Origin of the sequence: Thermomonospora cellulosilytica (assembly GCF_014138835.1) — a bacterium.
In the GTDB taxonomy this organism is placed as follows: Bacteria; Actinomycetota; Actinomycetes; order Streptosporangiales; family Streptosporangiaceae; genus Thermomonospora; species Thermomonospora amylolytica.
This window is the reverse complement of the sequence record NZ_JACJII010000001.1, coordinates 4,077,723-4,095,041: the sequence shown is the minus strand read 5'-3', so window position 1 is coordinate 4,095,041 and position 17,319 is coordinate 4,077,723. Positions and strand designations below refer to the sequence as shown.

The following is a 17,319-nucleotide window of genomic DNA, read 5'->3' as shown; positions in this document are numbered from 1 at the left end:
TCATCGCGGTCGGGCTGCTGCACCGCTGAACGGAGACGCCATGGGATTCGTCCGCCGCAACTCGCTGACGCTGTGCTTCCTGCTGCTGATGGCCGGGGCGCTGGCCGGGCAGGCGCTGGCGGGACTGGCCGACTACAACGAACGGCAGACCGCCGAGGGCGCGAGCGCGGCCTCGCTGGGCGAGTACGTCACCTCCGCGGCCTACGCCGTGGACGTGGCGGAGAACTGGCAGTCGGAGTACCTGCAGTTCTTCCTGTTCATCTTCCTGACGGTGTGGCTGGTGCAGCACGGGTCGCCGGAGTCCAAGGAGCCGCACAAGGCGGGCACCGAGTCCGACGAGGACCAGCAGGTCGGCCGGTACGCCGGTGAGGGCTCCCCGGAGTGGGCGCGGGCCGGGGGGCTGCGCGGCATGCTGTTCTCGCGGTCGCTGGGCCTGGTGATGGGCGCGTTCTTCCTGCTGTCGTGGGGGGCGCAGTCGGTGGCGGGGTGGGCGGCCTACAACTCCGACCGGTTCGCCCGGTACGAGGACGCCGTCTCGTGGGGCGGCTACCTGGCGGCGCCGGACTTCTGGAGCCGCACGTTCCAGAACTGGCAGTCGGAGTTCCTGGCGGTGGCGTCGATGGTCGCGCTGTCGATCTACCTGCGGCAGCGCGGATCGCCCGAGTCCAAACCGGTCGGCGCCCCGCACGGCGCGACCGGCGTCGAGGGCTAGGCGGCCCGGTCCGAGACGGGCCACACGTACGGCAGGTCGTCGGGGACGCCGGAGAACAGCGGCCCGTAGTGCCCGGGGTCCTTGCGCAGCAGGGACGACCGGTGGCTGCGGTGGAAGGCGGGATCGCCCAGCCAGGGCGGCAGGTCACCGGCCTTCTCCAGCTCCTCCTGGGTGCGGACGTGGCGCATGCCGGTGCCCTGGTCGAGGTCGGTGAGGAGGGTGGCGGCGCAGGTGTCGGCACGCCCGGCCGCGCACCACTCGCGGCAGATCTCCAGCCCGTAGCGGACCAGGGCCTCCTCGTAGCCGGTCCACATCCGCACGGCCGGGTGACGCCGCCAGCCGTAACCGGGAACGGTCAGCCCGCGCAGCACCTGGACGGTCTCGACCCGCTGCTTGCCCAGGCGCCGGGCGTCCAGCACCCGCGCGGTGGCGGCGAAGTCGGGATAGGGCAGGAACGTCTGCATCACGGGCTCCCTCCCCGCCATGCCTTCGCCGCCAGCAGTGTCACCAGCTCGTACACCGTGTGGCTGGCGGCGACGGAGGTGAGCTGCGCGTGGTCGTAGGCGGGCGCGACCTCCACCACGTCGGCCCCGACCACCTGGGTGGCCGACAGCCGCCGCAGCACGCCCAGCAGCTCGCGGGAGGTCAGGCCGCCCGCCTCCGGGGTGCCGGTGCCGGGCGCGTGGGCCGGGTCGAGGACGTCGATGTCGACCGACACGTACACCGGCCGGTCGCCGACCCGCCGCACCAGTTCCCCGGCGATGTCGTCGACCGTGCGGACCTGGAAGTCGTCGCTGGTGACGATGCCGAACCCCATGCGCGCGTCGTCGTCCAGGTCGATCCGCCCGTACAGGGGACCGCGGGTGCCGACGTGCGCGCACGCCCCCTCCGCCAGCAGCCCCTCCTCGTGCGCCCGGCGGAACGGGGTGCCGTGGGTGTAGGCGGCGCCGAAGTAGGTGTCCCAGGTGTCCAGATGCGCGTCGAAGTGGATCAGCGCGATCGGCTCGCCGAACCGCTGCCGCGCCTCCCGCAGCAGCGGCAGCGCGATCGTGTGGTCTCCCCCGATCGTCACCACCCGGTCGCAGCGGGCGGCGACCTCCGCGACGGTCTCCTGGACGGTGCGGACGGCCTCGCCGATGTCGAACGGGTTGCAGGCGATGTCCCCGGCGTCCACGACCTGCGCGACCTGGAACGGGGACACGTCCTGCGCCGGGTTGTAGGGCCGCAGCAGCCGGGACGCCTCCCGCACCGCCGCCGGGCCGAACCGCGCCCCCGGCCGGTAGGACACGCCGGTGTCGAACGGGACGCCGACGATGCCGACGTCGGCGCGGCGGACCTGGTCGAGCCGGGGCAGCCGGGCGAACGTGGGCGGCCCGGCGAACCGGGGCACCCGCGAGGAGTCCACCGGCCCGAGCGGCTCCGGCCCGTCGTGCGGCTCGGCGGGCAGCGCGGGGGGATGCAGGGTCATGCGGCCACGCTAGCCGGGCAGGTCAGGTGGTCGGTTCACCGCCTTCCGCATCCCCGCGGCGCCGGCGGATGCGCCGCCTCGCCTACCGGATGACGAGCGCGTACAGGCGGGTGGTCTGGGCGGGGCCGGCGTTGTCGTCGGACACCAGGTAGAGCACGCGGCCGGGGCCCAGCGCCATGCCCTCGACGTTGTCCAGCAGCGGGTTGGGCTGCGGCTGCTTGGCGGTGGCGCCCGAGGGCGGGCAGTCGGCCAGATCGACCAGCGGTTCCTTGGGCAGCGCCGCCTGCGGCACGTCGCGCAGCGACTCCACCTCGCTCACGTCCCGGGCGCCGCGGATGCCGACCCGGTGGACCCGCACCGTGTTGCCGACGCCCGCGGTGAAGCCGCGTTCCAGGGCCAGCAGGCCGCCGTCCGCGACCACCAGTTCCACCAGGCCCAGCCCCGGATCGGTGCGGTACGCGTACTGCGCGACGGGCCGGTAGGCGCCGCCCGGCCGGCCCTCGTAGCGGACGATGCGGACCATGCCGTCGCCGTCCCCGGCCAGCGGCCCCTCCATCCCCGCGTACACCGTCCGGCCGTCACGGGAGGCCGCCAGCGCCTCGAACGTCTGGTTCCGGGCCGCCCGCCCGTCCGGAGCCATCCGCAGCCGCGCCGGCACCGGCAGCTCCGCCACCTGCCGGCCGTCGTCCAGCCGGAACCGCCGGATCGACGGCTCCACCTCCGAACTCGCCAGCACCGAACGCCCGCCGCGCTCGATGACCAGGCCCTCGCCGTCGAAGTCGGCGCCGGTGTAGGGCGTCCCGTCCGGCCGCCTCAGCGTCGTCACGCCCGTGGCCGACACCGCCGGGCCGCCGTGGCCCGGCCGCACCGACAGGTGCACCAGCCGCGCCGGCGTGGTGCCGATGTTGTCCACCAGCGCCAGCGCCCGCCCGGAGCGCACGAGACCCAGCGCCGACAGCCCCGCCACGGCCGTCCCCTCCACCTGCGTCTTGTCCAGCGCGTCGGAGAACCCCAGCAGCGCCGCGGACGGCGAGCACACCCCCGGGCCGGCGTGGGGGGCGCTCCCCGCCGACACGGGAACCGCACCCCCCACCGCCAGCGACACGGCCACCACCGCGGGAACCACGAACGAACGGGACCTCACACCGGCCTCCTCGACGAGCGGACGCATCACGTCGGGAGATCAAACCGCACCCGGCCCACCGGGCGCTCAACATCGGGTGAACAGTCAGCCGCCGTTGCGGGTCCTGCGCAGCAGGGGCTCCAGGAACCACAGCCACAACGCCAGCGCCGCCACGAGCACCGCCGTGACGACCGGCAGCACCCCGTCGAACAGGTAGTCCAGCACCAGCAGCGTCGCCGCCGTCATCGACACCGCCAGCGCCAGCGTCCCGATCACCCCGTACAGGTTGGAACGGTGGACCAGCGTCTCCTTCATGCCCTTGCGGAACAGCACCCGGTGCTGGGCGGCCGGGGCTATGTAGAACATGGACGCGACCGCGGCGCCCACCAGCGACACGTAGAACAACCTGCGCTCGTCCTCGGCGAGCCTGGAGAACCCTGGGGCGAAGGGGACGGTCAGCAGGAACGCGAACAGCACCTGCACCCCGGTGACGGCGACCCGGAAGCCCTGCAGCAGCTCCACGAAGTTGCGGTCGGCGCGCTCGGCCGGGGTCTCCGGGGGCGAGGCCGTCCGCAGCGGCGGATTCTCAGTGGTCATGGGCGTGTTTTACCGCCCCCAGACCCGGGCAAACCCGATCATCCCGCCGCCCCGGACCGGCCGAGGTGCGCATCCGCCTCCGGATTCCGCTACAGTTACCAGTGCAGCGCCGAGCACGGCTCGGAAGCGGCAAGCGGACGTGGCTCAGTTGGTAGAGCATCACCTTGCCAAGGTGAGGGTCGCGGGTTCGAATCCCGTCGTCCGCTCTGAGGGGCCCCGCAGCGCGGCCTCACTTCGGTGGAGTGGCCGAGAGGCGAGGCAACGGCCTGCAAAGCCGTGTACACGGGTTCAAATCCCGTCTCCACCTCTACGCAACACCCGGGCGATTAGCTCAGTGGGAGAGCGCTTCCCTGACACGGAAGAGGTCACTGGTTCAATCCCAGTATCGCCCACGCGTTCCGCGGGTCGGTGTGGTCGGTGCCCCTCCGGGGCACCTTCCCTCGCCGGCCCGCGTTTGTGTTGGCCCGGGGGGCGACCCCCCGGACCCCCCGTGTGGGGGCTCCGCCCCCACTCCCCCGCTTCGGGTCCTGCAGGCTTTGATCGTTTTGTGGGGCTGCAGGCTGATCGTTTTGTGGGGCTGCAGGGTTCTGGGGCGTCGTCTTCCTGGGCTCGCTGCTCGTGGCCTGGCTCACTGTTCTGTGTCTGTTTGCGGGACCAGGTGGAGGGGGCGGCGGGGTGGGGTGGCGGCCTCGGCTCTTTGTTTGAGGGTGAGGAGCAGGCGGCGTTCTCTGAGGAGGTCGGTGGGCTCCTTGAGGATGGTGAGGAGCCTGGCGGGCCTTCCGGGGTGGCGGGTGCGGGTTCGGGCGATCAGGCGGGTGGCCTCTCCGGTGGGGTGGAGGGTGAACGACCTGAGGCGGTTCTCCGTTCGGTAGACGAGGGAGCGGGCCGGAGTTCGGCGAGCGGGTCTCATGCCCGGGTGCGGACCGGTCAGCAGGGGCCAGACGGCCTCGGGCGGGGCGGCTATGGTGACGGCCCGGGTGGTCTGGTGGTCGGGGTCGGGGAGCAGATCGTCGCCGGGGAGGATGGCTTCGGCCTCCTCGGGGTAAGAGCCCCAGGTCAGGCAGCGTTTTCTGAGGATCAGGGGGTAGGCGGCGGCGGTTAAGGCCGCGGCCGTGATCCAGGACGCCAGAGCTTTGGTCAGCAGGTTCATGGAGTGGTCCTTCCCTGCTGAGGAGATCTGTGGGGGGTTGCCATGTCCGGGACTGTTCCGGTGCCGCCGGGGATGCGGTTCACCACGTCCAAGCGGGTGACGCCGCAGGACGTGGATCGGGCCGAAGAGATGGTCGGGCGGGTGCTGGCCGATCTCCCGGAGCGGGCGCTGTCGGTGCATGTGACGTTGAACCGGCTGGCCGATCCGGCGGCGCCGAGCCCGGCGCTGGTGTGGGTGCAGGTGGAACTGGCCGGGCGTTGCGCGAACGCGCATGCGGCCGCGCCGGCGATGGAGCGGGCGATCGCGCTGGCCGGTGAACGGCTGCGGGATCGGCTGGAGCCGGTCCGCCGTGGCCGGGAGTGCCGGGGACACCGGGTGTCCTCCTGACGGCCGGGCCGCGAGGCCGGCGCATGAGCGCGTGCGGCGCCTTGCCGGACACGGTGCCGCACGCGTCGGTCGCTAGGCGAAGCGGGAGCTGGGGACGGGACCCGGGGAATCGACGCTGCGGCGGGGTCCCTGGGTCGGCCAGAGAGGGGCGACCTTCGAGACGAAGGCCGTGAGGGCCTCGTCGGGGTCGGGCGGGGTCTCGCCGTCGCCGGGGTCGGGGGTGGGGTCGGCGGCGAGGATGTCGGCGGCCAGGGCTTCGGGGGCTCGGTCGTCCGGGGGGAGCTTTTCGACCTCGCCGTCTTCGGTGTAGCGCATGCGTTCGCCCCAGGGGGCCACGGCGACCTGGTGGAGGAACGTGCTGATGTCGGCGCTGACGCCCGACGGATTGGTCCAGCAGGTGGCGTGCTCGAAGAGGATCTGGCCGGAGACCCGTTCGTAGAGCGCCGACAGCAGGTCGTCGGAGGCGTTGCCGAGGTCGTAGGCGACGACGACGGTGTCGGTGCGGGCCGGGTGGAACGGCTCTGCCGGGAGGCCCAGCAGCCGGGCGGCGGCCAGGCCCAGGGCGCGGTCGCCCCGGTCGGGGAGGAGTGAGACCGTCCGGGGGGTGCGGCCCGCGGACCGGAGGGCGGCGCGCAGGCGCAGCAGGGCGTGGTGGCACTGGCCGAACGAGTCGGTGGTGTAGGCGTAGCGGCCGGTCATGCCCGCGGCGAAACCGAAGGGCGACAGCGTCGTCAGCACGCCGCCGGTCATGGCGAAGTGCCAGCCGCGCAGGTCCCGGGCGTTCATGGGACCGGCCGAACGGGCCGCCTGGGCGCGCTCGACCATCCGGATGAGGCGGTCCCGGGCGGGGAGCCAGCGTTCGTCGGAGGGGGCGGGGAGGGTGGACGCCTCCCGGGCGGCCCGGTCGATGTCGCCTGCCAGGAGGGCGTTGTAGGCCAGGAGGTAGCGGTCCGGCCAGGGGGTGAGCAGCGCCTCGTGCTCGGCGAGGAGGGCGACGGCCTCGGCGTGGCGGTAGTCGCTCTCCAGGGCGGTCGCCAGTTCGCGGACGATGACCATCTCGCCGGGGACCAGGGTCAGCGCCTCCCGGAGCGCCACGGCGGCCAGGGCGAAGGCGCCGTGCTCGACGCAGGCGTAGCCGTAGTCGTACAGGGCCTGGGGGCTGCGGGGGTCGGCGGCCACGGCGGACGCGGCCTGGACCAGGTCGGTGAAGCCCATCAGCTCGGCCGCCCGGCCGACCAGCGGAGCGGTGTCCCGGACGGGCAGGCGCCCGGCGGTGAAGCGCAGGTGCCGCATGAGCCCGGCGACGTCACCGGCCCGTGCCAGCTCGTGCGCCTTGGCGAGATCGCTGTCCATGCGGGCGTACGCTACCGGCCCGGTATGCGGCGATCACCTGGTTTTCGGCCGTCCGGCGGCCCCTGTCCCCGAGCGTTCTCGAGCACGGCCCGTCGCCCGCACAGGCGGCGGGCCGTTCCATTGTGCCGGGACAAAAACCTTTAAACCCTTAAATTCAGCCGCAAAGGGATTTATTGACAGCGGGCTCCACCACAGAGTCCAATCTCTGCAATCCCGACAGAAAGGGCACACCCCCTCGCCGGGCGGGGCTGAACCGGGCCTCCGCACGGCAGTCCACCCCCTCACGCCCGGCGGCACACACCCTCGCGCACCCGCGTCCCACAAGGACGCCATCGCCGCATGCCCCGGGCCGGCGCAAAGGAGCACCTGTGAAACGCAGAACCGCGTGGGGAGCCGTGGCGATGGCCGGCGGCCTCATCGTGGGGACGACCGCCCCCGCCCTCGGGGCGGACACCGGCGCACCGGCGGTCACCGCCGAACGCCCCGACCCGCGGCAGCTCGCCATGACCGCCGCCGACCGCGCCGTGGCCGACAGGCCGGCGACCTTCCACCGGTCGCCCAGGGACCGTTTCGTCCGGCGCGGCGTCCACTCCGGTGCGGGCGGCCTGCAGCACGTCGCCTACGAGCGGACGTACGAGGGCCTGCCGGTCCGCGGCGGCGACTTCGTCGTGACCACCACCGGGGACGGCACGGTCGTCGGCTCCTCGGTCAACCAGTCCCGGCCGCTGTCGGTCTCCGTCACGCCGGCGATCTCGGCCGACGCCGCCGCCCGGACCGCGCAGGCGCTGCTCCCCAAGGTCGACCGGACCGAGACGCCGCAGCTCACCGTGCTGGCCGAGGGCGCGGGACGGCTGGCCTACGAGGTCGTCGTCACCGGCGCCAAGGGCGAGCGCCCCAGCAGGCTGCACGTCTTCGTGGACGCCCGGACCGGCAAGGTGATCGAGTCCTGGGACGAGGTGCGCGACGCCGACGACCAGAGCTACTACCACGGCGGGCAGCGCACCCCGGTCGAGGTGACCACCACCCTGTCCAGCGGCCGGTACAGCATGCGCGACCCGAACCGTCCCGGCGTGTCCTGCGCCAACCAGAGCGGCACGGTCTACACCAACACCGACGACTCCTGGGGCAACGGCGGCGGCACGGACATGCACACCGCCTGCGTGGACGTCATGTACGCGGCGGCCAAGGAATGGGACATGCTCAGGTCGTGGCTGGGCCGCAACGGCCTGAACGGCAGCGGCGGCGGCTGGCCGATGCGCGTGGGCCTCAACCAGGCCAACGCCTACTGGACCGGCAGCTACGCCAACTTCGGCCGCAACAGCGCGCGCACCCGGCAGGCGACCCCGACCGACGTCGTCGCCCACGAGCTGGGCCACGGCATCTTCCAGTACACCCCCGGCGGCTCGGGCGGCAGCAACGAGAAGGGCGGCCTGAACGAGTCCACCGGCGACATCTTCGGCGCGCTGACCGAGTGGTACATCAACGAGCCCCGGGTGACGGAGCAGATCAGCGGCACCACCGCCGTGGTCAACCACGACCCGCCGGACTACCTGGTCGGCGAGGAGGTCGACCTGGTCGGCCAGGGCCCGATCCGCAACATGTACCGGCCGTCGACGCTGGGCGACCCCGACTGCTACAGCTCCTCGGTCCCCCGCATGGAGGTGCACCAGGCGGCCGGCGTGCAGAACCACTGGTTCTACCTGCTGGCCGAGGGGTCCAACCCCAACGATCCCGCCAACGGGCGGCCCAACAGCCCGACCTGCAACGGGTCCACGGTGACCGGTGTCGGCATCCAGAAGGCCGGGCTGATCTTCATGGAGACGCTCAACCTCAAGACCAGCACCTGGACGCACTCGCTGGCCCGCCGCGCCTCCCTGCAGGCCGTGCTGAACCTGGTCCGGGTCGGCAGGGCCACCTGCACCGACTTCACCCGCACCCGCGACGCCTGGAACGCGGTGAGCGTGCCGGCCGCCAGCGGCGAGCCCACCACCTGCACCGCCGTCTCGCCGAGCGCCGACGGCACCACTCGCCCCTGACCCGCCGCTTCCCGGAGGGCGTACGCCCGGTCGCGGGCCGGTGACCTTCTCCCCCGTCACCGGCCGCGCGACCGGGCCCGTCCCAGGGCGTCCTCCGGGCCCTGGCGCCGGGGCGGCGTGCAGCGCCCCCAGGGAGCACGCCGCCCCGGCCACCACCCCTTTCTTGGAGGAAGTCGGATGAGGACTCCCCTTTTCGCGGTGGCCGCGGTGGCGGCGCTCGCCCTTTCGGCCGTGACGGGTGCACCGGGCGCGTCCGCCGCCCCGGCGCCGTCGGTCGCCGCCGCGCCGGACATTCCGCTGGCCAACGTCAAGGCCCACCTGAACCAGTTCCAGTCCATCGCCAACGCCAACGGCGGCAACCGCGCCCACGGCACCACCGGTTACCGGGCGTCGGTCGACTACGTCGCGGGCAGGCTGCAGGCGGCCGGCTACCAGGTCACCGTGCAGTCCTTCACCTACAACAGCAGGACCGGCTACAACGTGATCGCCGACTGGCCCGGCGGGGACCCCGCCCAGGTCCTCATGGTCGGCGCCCACCTGGACAGCGTCGCCGCGGGCCCCGGCATCAACGACAACGCCACCGGCTCGGCGGCGATCCTGGAGACCGCGCTGGCCGTGGCGCGGCAGGGCTTCAGTCCCGCCAAGCACCTGCGGTTCGCCTGGTGGGGCGCCGAGGAGCTGGGGCTGCGCGGCTCGCAGCACTACGTCAACAGCCTGCCGGCCGCCGAGCGGTCCCGGATCAAGGGCTATCTGAACTTCGACATGGTCGGCTCGCCGAACCCCGGCTACTTCGTCTACGACGGCGACAACTCCGACGGGGTCGGCGCGGGGCCCGGTCCGGCCGGGTCGGCCGAGATCGAGCGGGTGATCCAGGGCTACTTCACCTCGATCGGCGTGCCGACCCGCGGCACCGACTTCGACGGCCGGTCCGACTACGGGCCGTTCATCCGGGTGGGCATCCCGGCGGGCGGCACGTTCACCGGCGCCGAGGGCATCAAGACCAGCGCCCAGGCGCAGTTGTGGGGCGGGACGGCCGGGCAGCCGTTCGACCGCTGCTACCACCGCTCGTGCGACACCACCTCCAACGTCAACGACACCGCGCTGGACCGCAACGCCGACGCGATCGCCTCGTCGGTGTGGACGCTGGCCGGTTCGGGAACGCAGCAGCCGCCGGACGGCGAGACGGTGTTCGCCGACGACTTCGAGACCGACAAGGGCTGGACGGTCGACCCCGGCGGCTCCGACACCGCCACCTCCGGTCAGTGGCAGCGCGGCGCGGCCCAGCCCACCTCCTCCAGCGGCGTGAACCTGCAACTCGCGCCCGCCGGCGGCGGCAACGGCCTGGTCACCGGCGCCGCCGCCGGGACCAGCGCCGGCGCCTACGACGTGGACGGCGGCACCACCAGCATCCAGTCCCCCGCCATCACGCTGCCGTCCTCCGGCACCCTCACACTGCGGTTCGCCTGGTACCTGGCCCACCTCAACAACGCCACCAGCGCGGATTATCTGCGCGTTCGCGTTGCGGGGAGCGGCACCACCACCGCGCTCAACCAGGCCGGCGCCGCCACCGACCTGGCCGGTGCCTGGCAGACCGCCACCGTGGACATCTCCGGCCATGCCGGGCAGACCGTCCGCATCGTCATCGACACCGCCGACGCCTCCACCGCGAGCCTCGTCGAGGCCGGCATCGACGACATCACCATCACCCGTTCCTGAGTGACCGCGACCGCCGGGCCTTTTCCTCCACGGCCCGGCGGTCGCCCCTTTTCCGGGGAGTTCATCCGCCGCCGAACCGCCGGCGGTAGGCGGTGGGGTTCAGGCCGGTGTGGCGGTGCATCTTGGCGCGCAGGTTGGCGGCCGTGCCGAGGCCGCTGGCCCGGGCCACGAGGTCCAGGCGGCGTTCGCCGCGTTCGATCAGCCGGCAGGCCAGGGCGACCCGTTCGGCGGTCAGCCAGGCCAGCGGGGTGGTGCCGAGGCGGTCGCGGAAGCGGCGGTGCAGGGTCGCGGGGCTCATCGCGGCGCGGGCGGCCAGGTCGGCGACGGTCAGGGGGCGGTCCAGGCGTTCCCTCGCCCAGTCCAGGAGCGGGGTCAGGGAGTCGTCGGGAACGGACGGGACGGGACGTTCGATGAACTGGCGCTGGCCGCCGTCGCGGTGCGCGGCGAACACCAGGCGGCGGCTGACGGCGTTGGCGATCTCCGCGCCGTGGTCGCGGCGCACCAGGTGCAGGCACAGGTCGAGGGCGGCGGCGCTGCCCGCCGAGGTCAGCACGTTCCCGTCGTCGACGAACAGCACGTCCGGCTCCAGCCGCACCCTCGGGTAGCGGGCGGTGAACGCGTCGGCCCAGCGCCAGTGGGTGGTGGCGCGGCGCCCGTCCAGCACCCCGGCCTCGGCGAGGGCGAACGTTCCGGTGCACAGGCTGACCAGGCGGGGAGCTGACCATCGCGCTGCGCGACCCGGCCGAGCGGACGGTGACGCTGCCGCAGGGGTCGGTGTTCGTGGTGCCGCGCGGCACCGAGCACCGGCCGTCCGCGCCGGGCGGGGCGTCCATCCTGATGTTCGAGCCGTCCGGGACCCTCAGCGTCGGGGACCGGCACGAGGAGATCCCCGATCACGTGGACGCCACGACGGGCCACCCGCTGGAGTGACGCGCCGTTACCGTGGCGGTATGCGAGCGTGGAGCGTGACGGCCCCGGGGCCGATGGCCACAGGGCCGTTGCAGCCGGTGGAACGCGATCTCCCCGAACCCGGCGCGGGCGAGTTGCTGCTGCGGGTGCGGGCCTGCGGGGTGTGCCGGACCGACCTGCACGTCGCCGAGGGCGACCTTCCGACACGGCTGCCGGGTGTGACGCCGGGCCACGAGATCGTCGGCGAGGTGATCGCGGCCGGGGCCGGCTGCCTGCACTCCCCCGGTGACCGGGTGGGGGTGGCGTGGCTGCGGCACACCTGCGGGTCGTGCGCGTACTGCCGGCGCGGGGCGGAGAACCTGTGCCCGCGCTCGGCCTACACCGGCTGGGACGCGCACGGCGGATACGCCGAGTACGCGGTCGCGCCCGACGCCTACGTGTACGACCTGCCCGCCGGGCGCACCGACGTGGAGCTGGCGCCGCTGCTGTGCGCCGGGATCATCGGGTACCGGGCGCTGCGCCGCGCCGAGCTGCCGCCGGGCGGGCGGCTGGGCGTGTGGGGGTTCGGCGGGTCCGCCCACCTGGCCGCGCAGATCGCGCTGGCCGAGGGGGCGGAGGTGCACGTCTTCACGCGGTCGGCGGTGGCCCGGGAGCTGGCGCTGGAACTGGGGGCGGCGTGGGCGGGCGACTCGTTCGACGTCTCCCCCGCGCCGCTGGACTCGGCGATCCTGTTCGCGCCCGCCGGAGGGCTGGTGCCGGCCGCGCTGGAACGGCTGGACCGGGGCGGCACCCTCGCCATCGCCGGGATTCACCTGTCCGACGTTCCGGTGCTGAACTACCAGCGGCACCTGTTCCAGGAACGGCAGGTCCGGTCGGTGACCGCCAACACGCGCGCCGACGGGCAGGAGTTCCTGCGGCTGGCCGGGCGGCTGCCGATCAGGGTGGCCACCGTCCCGTACGACCTGTCCGACGCCGACCGGGCGCTGGCCGACCTGGCCGCCGACCGCGTCAACGGGGCCGCCGTCCTGATCCCCTGATCTTTAATGCCGGGCGGAATGTCCGGCCTGTTCGCTACGCTCGCGCACGGCAAGGCCGTAGCGCAGAGGTCGTCGCGCCCGCTTGGCAGGCGGGAGGACGCCGGTTCGAATCCGGCCGGTCTTGTCATGGCGGTGCCCCCTGCTCGCCGGCCTCCGGTCGGCCTCGCCGATGCCCGCCGTATCCGCCGGGGGGCGACCCCCGGACCCCGATGTGGGGGCTCCGCCCCCACGCCCTGTGCGGGGCCCGGGTCGGCGTGAACGAGGAGTGTTGGTGGTGAGCGGAGCGGTGGAGCCGGAGCCGTCGTCGCCGTCCGCTGCGGAGATCGACGTGTGCCTTCGGGTGCTGGAGCGGGCTCGGGAGGCGCATCCGGACGATCCTCGGTGGAGCGCCGTGCACGAGGCGGCCTCGCAGGTCCACCGGGCGGGCAAGAAGGCGCGCAAGGTGGTGCGGAAGGTCGAGGGGCGGCGGCGCGACCGGTCCCTGCTGGCCACGGCCACCCGGTTCCAGGTGGAGGACCCCTCGCCCGTTCCGGAGACGCCCGCCCTGCCGGCCGGACGGCGCGAAGGCGGCACGCTGCTGCGGGCGCGGCGCTGTTACGTGTGCAAGGCCCCGTACCGGGAGGTGCATCCGGAGTACCACCTGCTGTGCCCGCCGTGCGCGGAGGAGAACCTGGCCCACCGGTACGCGCGCTGCGACCTGACCGGGCGGCGGGCGCTGGTGACCGGCGGACGGATCAAGATCGGCTTCCAGGTGGCGCTCAAGCTGCTGCGGGACGGGGCCGAGGTGCTGGTCACCACCCGGTTCCCGCGGGACGCGGCGCGGCGGTTCGCGGCGGTGCCCGACCATCCGGACTGGCTGGACCGGCTGCACGTGCACGGGGTGGACTTCCTGGACGTGCCCGCGCTGGCGGCGCTGCCCGGCGAGGTGGAGCGCCGGTTCGGGCATCTGGACATCCTGATCAACAACGCGGCGCAGACGATCCGGCGTCCGGCGGCCTACCACCGGCAGGTGCTGGCGGCCGAGCGGGAGCCGCTGACCGGGACGGCGGCGCTGGTGGACGTGCGGGACGGCGGGCGGCCGGCGATCGCGGCCGGGGCCGCGGACCGGCGGCCGGTCCCGGTGGACGCGGCGGTGGAGGCGCTGTTCCCGGCGGGCGCGACCGACGAGACGGGGCAGCCGCTGGACCTGCGCGAGCGCAACAGCTGGATGCTGCGGCTGCACGAGGTGGACCCGGCCGAGTGGCTGGAGGTCCACGTGGTGAACGCGTTCGCGCCGTTCCTGCTGACCGCCCGGCTGCGCGGGGCGCTGGAGTCCTCCCCGTTCCCGGACCGGTACGTGGTGCAGGTGTCGGCGATGGAGGGCAGCTTCTCGCGCCCGACCAAGACCGACCGGCACCCGCACACCAACATGGCCAAGGCGTCGCTGAACATGCTGACCCGCACCGCCGCGGCCGACTACGCCCGTTCGGGCATCCACATGAACAGCGTGGACACCGGCTGGGTGACCGACGAGCGGGCGCATCCGGCCAAGCGGGAGCAGCGGGCGGCGGGGTTCCGGCCGCCGCTGGACGTGATCGACGGCGCCGCCCGGGTCTACCACCCGGTGGTGCGGGGCGTGCGCGGGGAGCGCATGTCCGGGTTGTTCCTCAAGGACTATCGACCGGTGGAGTGGTGATGCCCGAGCCGACGCCCGTACGCTGCCCGGCGATCGAGGTGCCGGACGTGCCGCGCGCCGATCCCGCCGACCTCGCCCCGCTGCTGGCCAGGCTGGCCGACGCCGGGCCGGTGGCGGCCGACGAGACGTTCCGGCTGGGCACGCTGCGCCCGGACGGCCGGGTGGACCTGTGCAAGCAGGGCATCGGCCCGGATGGGGTGGCCAGGCTGCTGCCGGTCGCCGCCGCCTCCCCGCACGCCCGGCATCTGCTGCTGGGCACCAACGGGATCGGCGACGAGGGGGCGCGGGCGCTGGCCGCCGGGCTGTCCCCCGGTCACCGGCTGCGGACGCTGTACCTGGGCTGCAACCGCATCGGGCCGGACGGCGTGACCGCCCTGACCGAACGGCTCGCCGGCGACGGCACCGTGCGGGCCCTGTGGCTCAAGCGGAACCCGATCGGCGACGCCGGGGTCCGGGCCGTGGCGGCGATGCTGCGGGCCAACACCACGCTGCGGACGCTCGACCTGGTCAACACGGGAGTGACCGCGGACGGCCTGCGGGCGTTGCTGGACGCGCTGCTGGACCGGCCGTACCCGGTGGAGCGGCTGTTCCTGGGCGGCAACGGCCTGGACGCGGGCAGTGCGCCGGTGCTGGCGGCGCTGATCCGCGACGCGGGCGTACGGGAGCTGTACCTGCCCGCCAACCACCTGCGCGACGCCGGTGTCGCCACGCTGACCGAGGCCGCCGACCCGTCCCGGCCGGTGCGGCTGGGCCTGGGCGGCAACGGCATCGGCCCGGACGGTGCGCGGGCGCTCGCCGAGGCCCTGGGCGGCATCGAGTCCCTGGACCTGGGCCGCCCGCCGTCCGAACGGGCCCTGGGAGCCCCGCCCAACGCGACCGGCGACGAGGGCGCGGCGGCGTTGGCCGAGGCCCTGCCGGACAGCCCGCTGCGCCGCCTGGAGCTGCGCCACACCGGCGTCACCGGCCGCGGCGCCAAGGCGCTGCTGGCCCGCGTTCCGCACGACACCCGCCTGGAGTACGTGGGCCTGGGTCCGGGTGTTCCCCGCAAGGTCAAGCGGGCGTTCCACCCGCGTCTGCGCCCGGCGTCCGGCGCCCACCCGGACGTGCGGGCGATCGGCAGCGTCTATCGCTGACCGCACCACCAGGGGCCGTAGCGCAGAGGTCGTCGCACCCGCACGCAATGCGAGGAGGACGCCGGTTCGAATCCGGTCGGCTCCACGGAGGAAGGCACGAAGGAGAACAGGTGAGGCCGGGGCTCGCGTCCGCGGAGGCGACGTGGCCGGCGGTCCGCCGCCATGCCGCGCCCGCGTGATGATCGAGCGGGAGGAGCCGTGGCGCAGAGGTCGTCGCGCCCGCTTGTCAGGCGGGAGGACGCCGGTTCGAATCCGGCCGGCTCCGCAGGACCGGAACGCGGTGAGGGGTGCGTGTGGGGAAGAAGGACCGCCCGGCGAGCTGGCACGGGGTGCGGCCGGCCCGCCGCCACGCGGTGTCCCGCCAGATGATCGAACGGGTCGCCGAGCGGCGGCGCGCCGGGGACTGGCGCGGCGCCTGCGCGGCGGCCGGGCTCGAGGTGACGTTCGACCTGGACGAGATCCGGCGCGAGCACGGCGCGGAGACGGCCGGGGCGGTGACCGACGACCTCATGCACCTGGCGCCCGACCTGGTCCGCTGGCATCTGCCGCGTGGGGAGCCGTTCCTGCTCCCCGGCCGGCAGGTGATCCTGGCGGAGCACGGGCCCCTGGAGCTGTCGGTGTCGACGACGTCCGGAGGCCCGGCCCCGGCGCGCATCCTCCTGCACTGCAGGCCGTCCCTGTCGGCACAGGTGCGGCTCCGCCGAGGCGACCTGGACCAGGACTGGACCGGGCTGCGGCAGTTGTGGGACCTCCGATGCCTGGACGGGCTGCGCGAGTGGTACGGCTGCTCGGACCGGGTGCCGTTCCTGCGGCCGGACGGCACGCCGCTGTCCCGGGAGGAGCTGCCCGCCGCCCCCGGGCCGGACGACCTGGCGGCGCTGACCGAGTGGACCGCGGCGCTGAGCGCCGACGGGCGGCTCGACGACGCCCTCACCGCCGTGGGCGTCGAGCCGGTCGAGGTCAGTGCCTGGGACTTCGTCCGCCACCGTCTCGCCCACGTGCTCTCGCTGGACCCGGTCCGGCTGGCGCGGACGGTCCGCGGCCTGCCCGGCGGAGCGATCATCGGCCGGGACACCCTCTGCGCCGCGAGGATCGAGGTCGACGGGGGACGCCTCCGTCTGAAGGCGCTGCCCGCACGCGGGCAGAAGCGGGACCTTCCGTGGCTCGCCGAGGCGGCCTGGCGGCGGCCACCGGATCTGGACCTGCTGTGGCGCGGCGACATCGTCCCCGAGGACCTGCACCCGCTGATCTACGGGGTGCTGTTCCCCGGCCGCGAGCCCGCCCGGCCGCCCGGCCCTCCGGAGGTCGGGCCTCCCCCACCGGTCCGGGTCCGCTGTCGTGACGGCGCATGGCACCAGGTGCGGTTCCGGGACGGCCGGCTGCGGATGCCGCACGACGAGGAGGAACTGCGGCGCGAGGAGGCTCTGCGCGCCTTCGGCGGGGAGGTCATCGGCTGCTTCACGGTCCCCGCCGCCTGGCGGGGCGCCCGTGGGCGGCTGCCGCGGGAGCTGCGCCGGCTGCGCAGCGAACTGATCATGATGTTCCGGAACGGCGACACCGACGGGGCGCTGTCGCTGCTGGACCACGTGGACCCCCGGACGCCGTGCGGCGACCACGGGACGCTGCTGCATCTGGTCCATCTGGTCGACCACGAACGGGTGCTGCCCCGCCTGCTGGACGCCGGGCTCGATCCGGCCGCCCTGGACGCCCTGCACCGCACGCCGCTGCTCGTGGCGCTCACCGAGGACGGCTCGCCGCGCCTGATCGAGGCGTTCCTGGACGCGGGGGCGCCGCTGCACAGCGCCTACGGCGGCGTCCACCGGGAGATCGTCGAGTCGCGGCTCAAGCGGGACCTGGGGCATCTCCGCGACCGCATCGAGCCCCTGCTCCCCTCCCCGGGCCGCACCGGGTGACCGCCGTGCACGGAGCCGTAGCGCAGAGGTCGTCGCGCCCGCTTGCTCAGCGGGAGGACGCCGGTTCGAATCCGGCCGGCTCCACGAGCCCGATCCCCACCTGGAGTGAC

16 protein-coding genes and 7 tRNA genes are annotated in these 17,319 nt (G+C 74.1%); 16 read left to right on the top strand and 7 right to left on the bottom strand.

What is annotated here, in order from left to right:
* The first annotated feature begins 40 nt into the window (after positions 1–40).
* Positions 41–712 carry a DUF6766 family protein gene (locus tag HNR21_RS19240; RefSeq protein WP_182706282.1) on the top strand — a complete coding sequence of 224 codons (672 nt, stop codon included), beginning with the start codon at positions 41–43 and terminating at the stop codon, positions 710–712.
* Here HNR21_RS19240 and HNR21_RS19235 read toward each other — a convergent pair.
* From HNR21_RS19235 to HNR21_RS19220, 4 genes are all read right to left on the bottom strand, one after another.
* Entirely contained in the window at positions 709–1,176 is a 468-nt protein-coding gene (locus tag HNR21_RS19235) for an MSMEG_6728 family protein (RefSeq protein WP_182706281.1), read from the bottom strand. The two genes, HNR21_RS19240 and HNR21_RS19235, sit on opposite strands and share 4 nt — an antisense overlap.
* Positions 1,176–2,180 (bottom strand): agmatinase, encoded by a 1,005-nt coding sequence (speB, locus tag HNR21_RS19230; protein ID WP_182706280.1) that lies wholly within the window; start codon positions 2,178–2,180, stop codon positions 1,176–1,178. Before speB ends, HNR21_RS19235 begins: the two co-directional genes overlap by 1 nt.
* A gap of 82 nt (positions 2,181–2,262) precedes the next feature.
* The gene (locus HNR21_RS19225) at positions 2,263–3,324 is read right to left on the bottom strand and encodes an esterase-like activity of phytase family protein (protein ID WP_220500213.1); all 1,062 of its coding nucleotides are present in this window, start codon (positions 3,322–3,324) and stop codon (positions 2,263–2,265) included.
* Positions 3,325–3,408: 84 nt separating this feature from the next.
* Positions 3,409–3,900, bottom strand: coding sequence for a DUF6328 family protein (locus HNR21_RS19220; protein WP_182706279.1), 492 nt, complete (start codon positions 3,898–3,900; stop codon positions 3,409–3,411).
* Between the two features lie 133 nt (positions 3,901–4,033).
* Here HNR21_RS19220 and HNR21_RS19215 point away from each other — a divergent pair.
* From HNR21_RS19215 to HNR21_RS19205, 3 genes are all read left to right on the top strand, one after another.
* Positions 4,034–4,106 (top strand) — tRNA-Gly (locus HNR21_RS19215).
* Positions 4,107–4,136: 30 nt separating this feature from the next.
* Positions 4,137–4,207 (top strand) — tRNA-Cys (locus HNR21_RS19210).
* A 13-nt stretch (positions 4,208–4,220) separates the two neighbouring features.
* Positions 4,221–4,292 (top strand) — tRNA-Val (locus tag HNR21_RS19205).
* A gap of 236 nt (positions 4,293–4,528) precedes the next feature.
* Here the strand turns inward: HNR21_RS19205 and HNR21_RS19200 are convergent.
* Positions 4,529–5,050, bottom strand: coding sequence for a hypothetical protein (locus HNR21_RS19200; protein WP_119730881.1), 522 nt, complete (start codon positions 5,048–5,050; stop codon positions 4,529–4,531).
* Between the two features lie 42 nt (positions 5,051–5,092).
* Here HNR21_RS19200 and HNR21_RS19195 point away from each other — a divergent pair, with 42 nt between their 5' ends.
* Entirely contained in the window at positions 5,093–5,437 is a 345-nt protein-coding gene (locus tag HNR21_RS19195) for a hypothetical protein (protein WP_182706278.1), read from the top strand.
* Between the two features lie 72 nt (positions 5,438–5,509).
* On the opposite strand, the gene HNR21_RS19190 is transcribed toward HNR21_RS19195, so the two are convergent.
* Entirely contained in the window at positions 5,510–6,790 is a 1,281-nt protein-coding gene (locus HNR21_RS19190) for a tetratricopeptide repeat protein (protein ID WP_182706277.1), read from the bottom strand.
* Between the two features lie 368 nt (positions 6,791–7,158).
* Between HNR21_RS19190 and HNR21_RS19185 the strand changes: the two genes are divergently transcribed.
* Together HNR21_RS19185 and HNR21_RS19180 are read left to right on the top strand one after the other, a co-directional pair.
* Positions 7,159–8,826: a M4 family metallopeptidase gene (locus HNR21_RS19185; protein ID WP_182706276.1), complete on the top strand. Its 1,668-nt coding sequence runs from the start codon at positions 7,159–7,161 to the stop codon at positions 8,824–8,826.
* Between the two features lie 177 nt (positions 8,827–9,003).
* The gene (locus HNR21_RS19180; RefSeq protein WP_182706275.1) at positions 9,004–10,542 is read left to right on the top strand and encodes a M20/M25/M40 family metallo-hydrolase; all 1,539 of its coding nucleotides are present in this window, start codon (positions 9,004–9,006) and stop codon (positions 10,540–10,542) included.
* A gap of 61 nt (positions 10,543–10,603) precedes the next feature.
* On the opposite strand, the gene HNR21_RS19175 is transcribed toward HNR21_RS19180, so the two are convergent.
* Positions 10,604–11,206, bottom strand: a complete 603-nt coding sequence (locus HNR21_RS19175; RefSeq protein WP_233358759.1) for a helix-turn-helix domain-containing protein — start codon at positions 11,204–11,206, stop codon at positions 10,604–10,606.
* Between the two features lie 89 nt (positions 11,207–11,295).
* On the opposite strand from HNR21_RS19175, the gene HNR21_RS19170 reads away from it, so the two are divergent.
* The 9 genes from HNR21_RS19170 to HNR21_RS19130 all read left to right on the top strand — a co-directional run bounded on the left by HNR21_RS19170 (position 11,296) and on the right by HNR21_RS19130 (position 17,293).
* Positions 11,296–11,472, top strand: coding sequence for a cupin domain-containing protein (locus HNR21_RS19170; RefSeq protein ID WP_233358760.1), 177 nt, complete (start codon positions 11,296–11,298; stop codon positions 11,470–11,472).
* A gap of 20 nt (positions 11,473–11,492) precedes the next feature.
* Positions 11,493–12,488 (top strand): zinc-binding alcohol dehydrogenase family protein, encoded by a 996-nt coding sequence (locus tag HNR21_RS19165; RefSeq protein WP_119730886.1) that lies wholly within the window; start codon positions 11,493–11,495, stop codon positions 12,486–12,488.
* Between the two features lie 51 nt (positions 12,489–12,539).
* Positions 12,540–12,612 (top strand) — tRNA-Ala (locus HNR21_RS19160).
* A 150-nt stretch (positions 12,613–12,762) separates the two neighbouring features.
* A complete protein-coding gene (locus HNR21_RS19155; protein ID WP_312881105.1) occupies positions 12,763–14,163 on the top strand; it encodes an SDR family NAD(P)-dependent oxidoreductase in 1,401 nt (466 codons plus the stop codon).
* Positions 14,163–15,296: a leucine-rich repeat domain-containing protein gene (locus HNR21_RS19150; protein ID WP_119732142.1), complete on the top strand. Its 1,134-nt coding sequence runs from the start codon at positions 14,163–14,165 to the stop codon at positions 15,294–15,296. Before HNR21_RS19155 ends, HNR21_RS19150 begins: the two co-directional genes overlap by 1 nt.
* Positions 15,297–15,307: 11 nt before the next feature.
* A tRNA-Cys gene (locus tag HNR21_RS19145) sits at positions 15,308–15,381 on the top strand.
* 107 nt (positions 15,382–15,488) lie between these two features.
* Positions 15,489–15,561: transfer RNA gene (locus HNR21_RS19140), tRNA-Asp, on the top strand.
* A gap of 28 nt (positions 15,562–15,589) precedes the next feature.
* The gene (locus HNR21_RS19135) at positions 15,590–17,209 is read left to right on the top strand and encodes an ankyrin repeat domain-containing protein (protein ID WP_182706273.1); all 1,620 of its coding nucleotides are present in this window, start codon (positions 15,590–15,592) and stop codon (positions 17,207–17,209) included.
* An 11-nt stretch (positions 17,210–17,220) separates the two neighbouring features.
* Positions 17,221–17,293: transfer RNA gene (locus HNR21_RS19130), tRNA-Ser, on the top strand.
* Positions 17,294–17,319 lie beyond the last annotated feature (26 nt).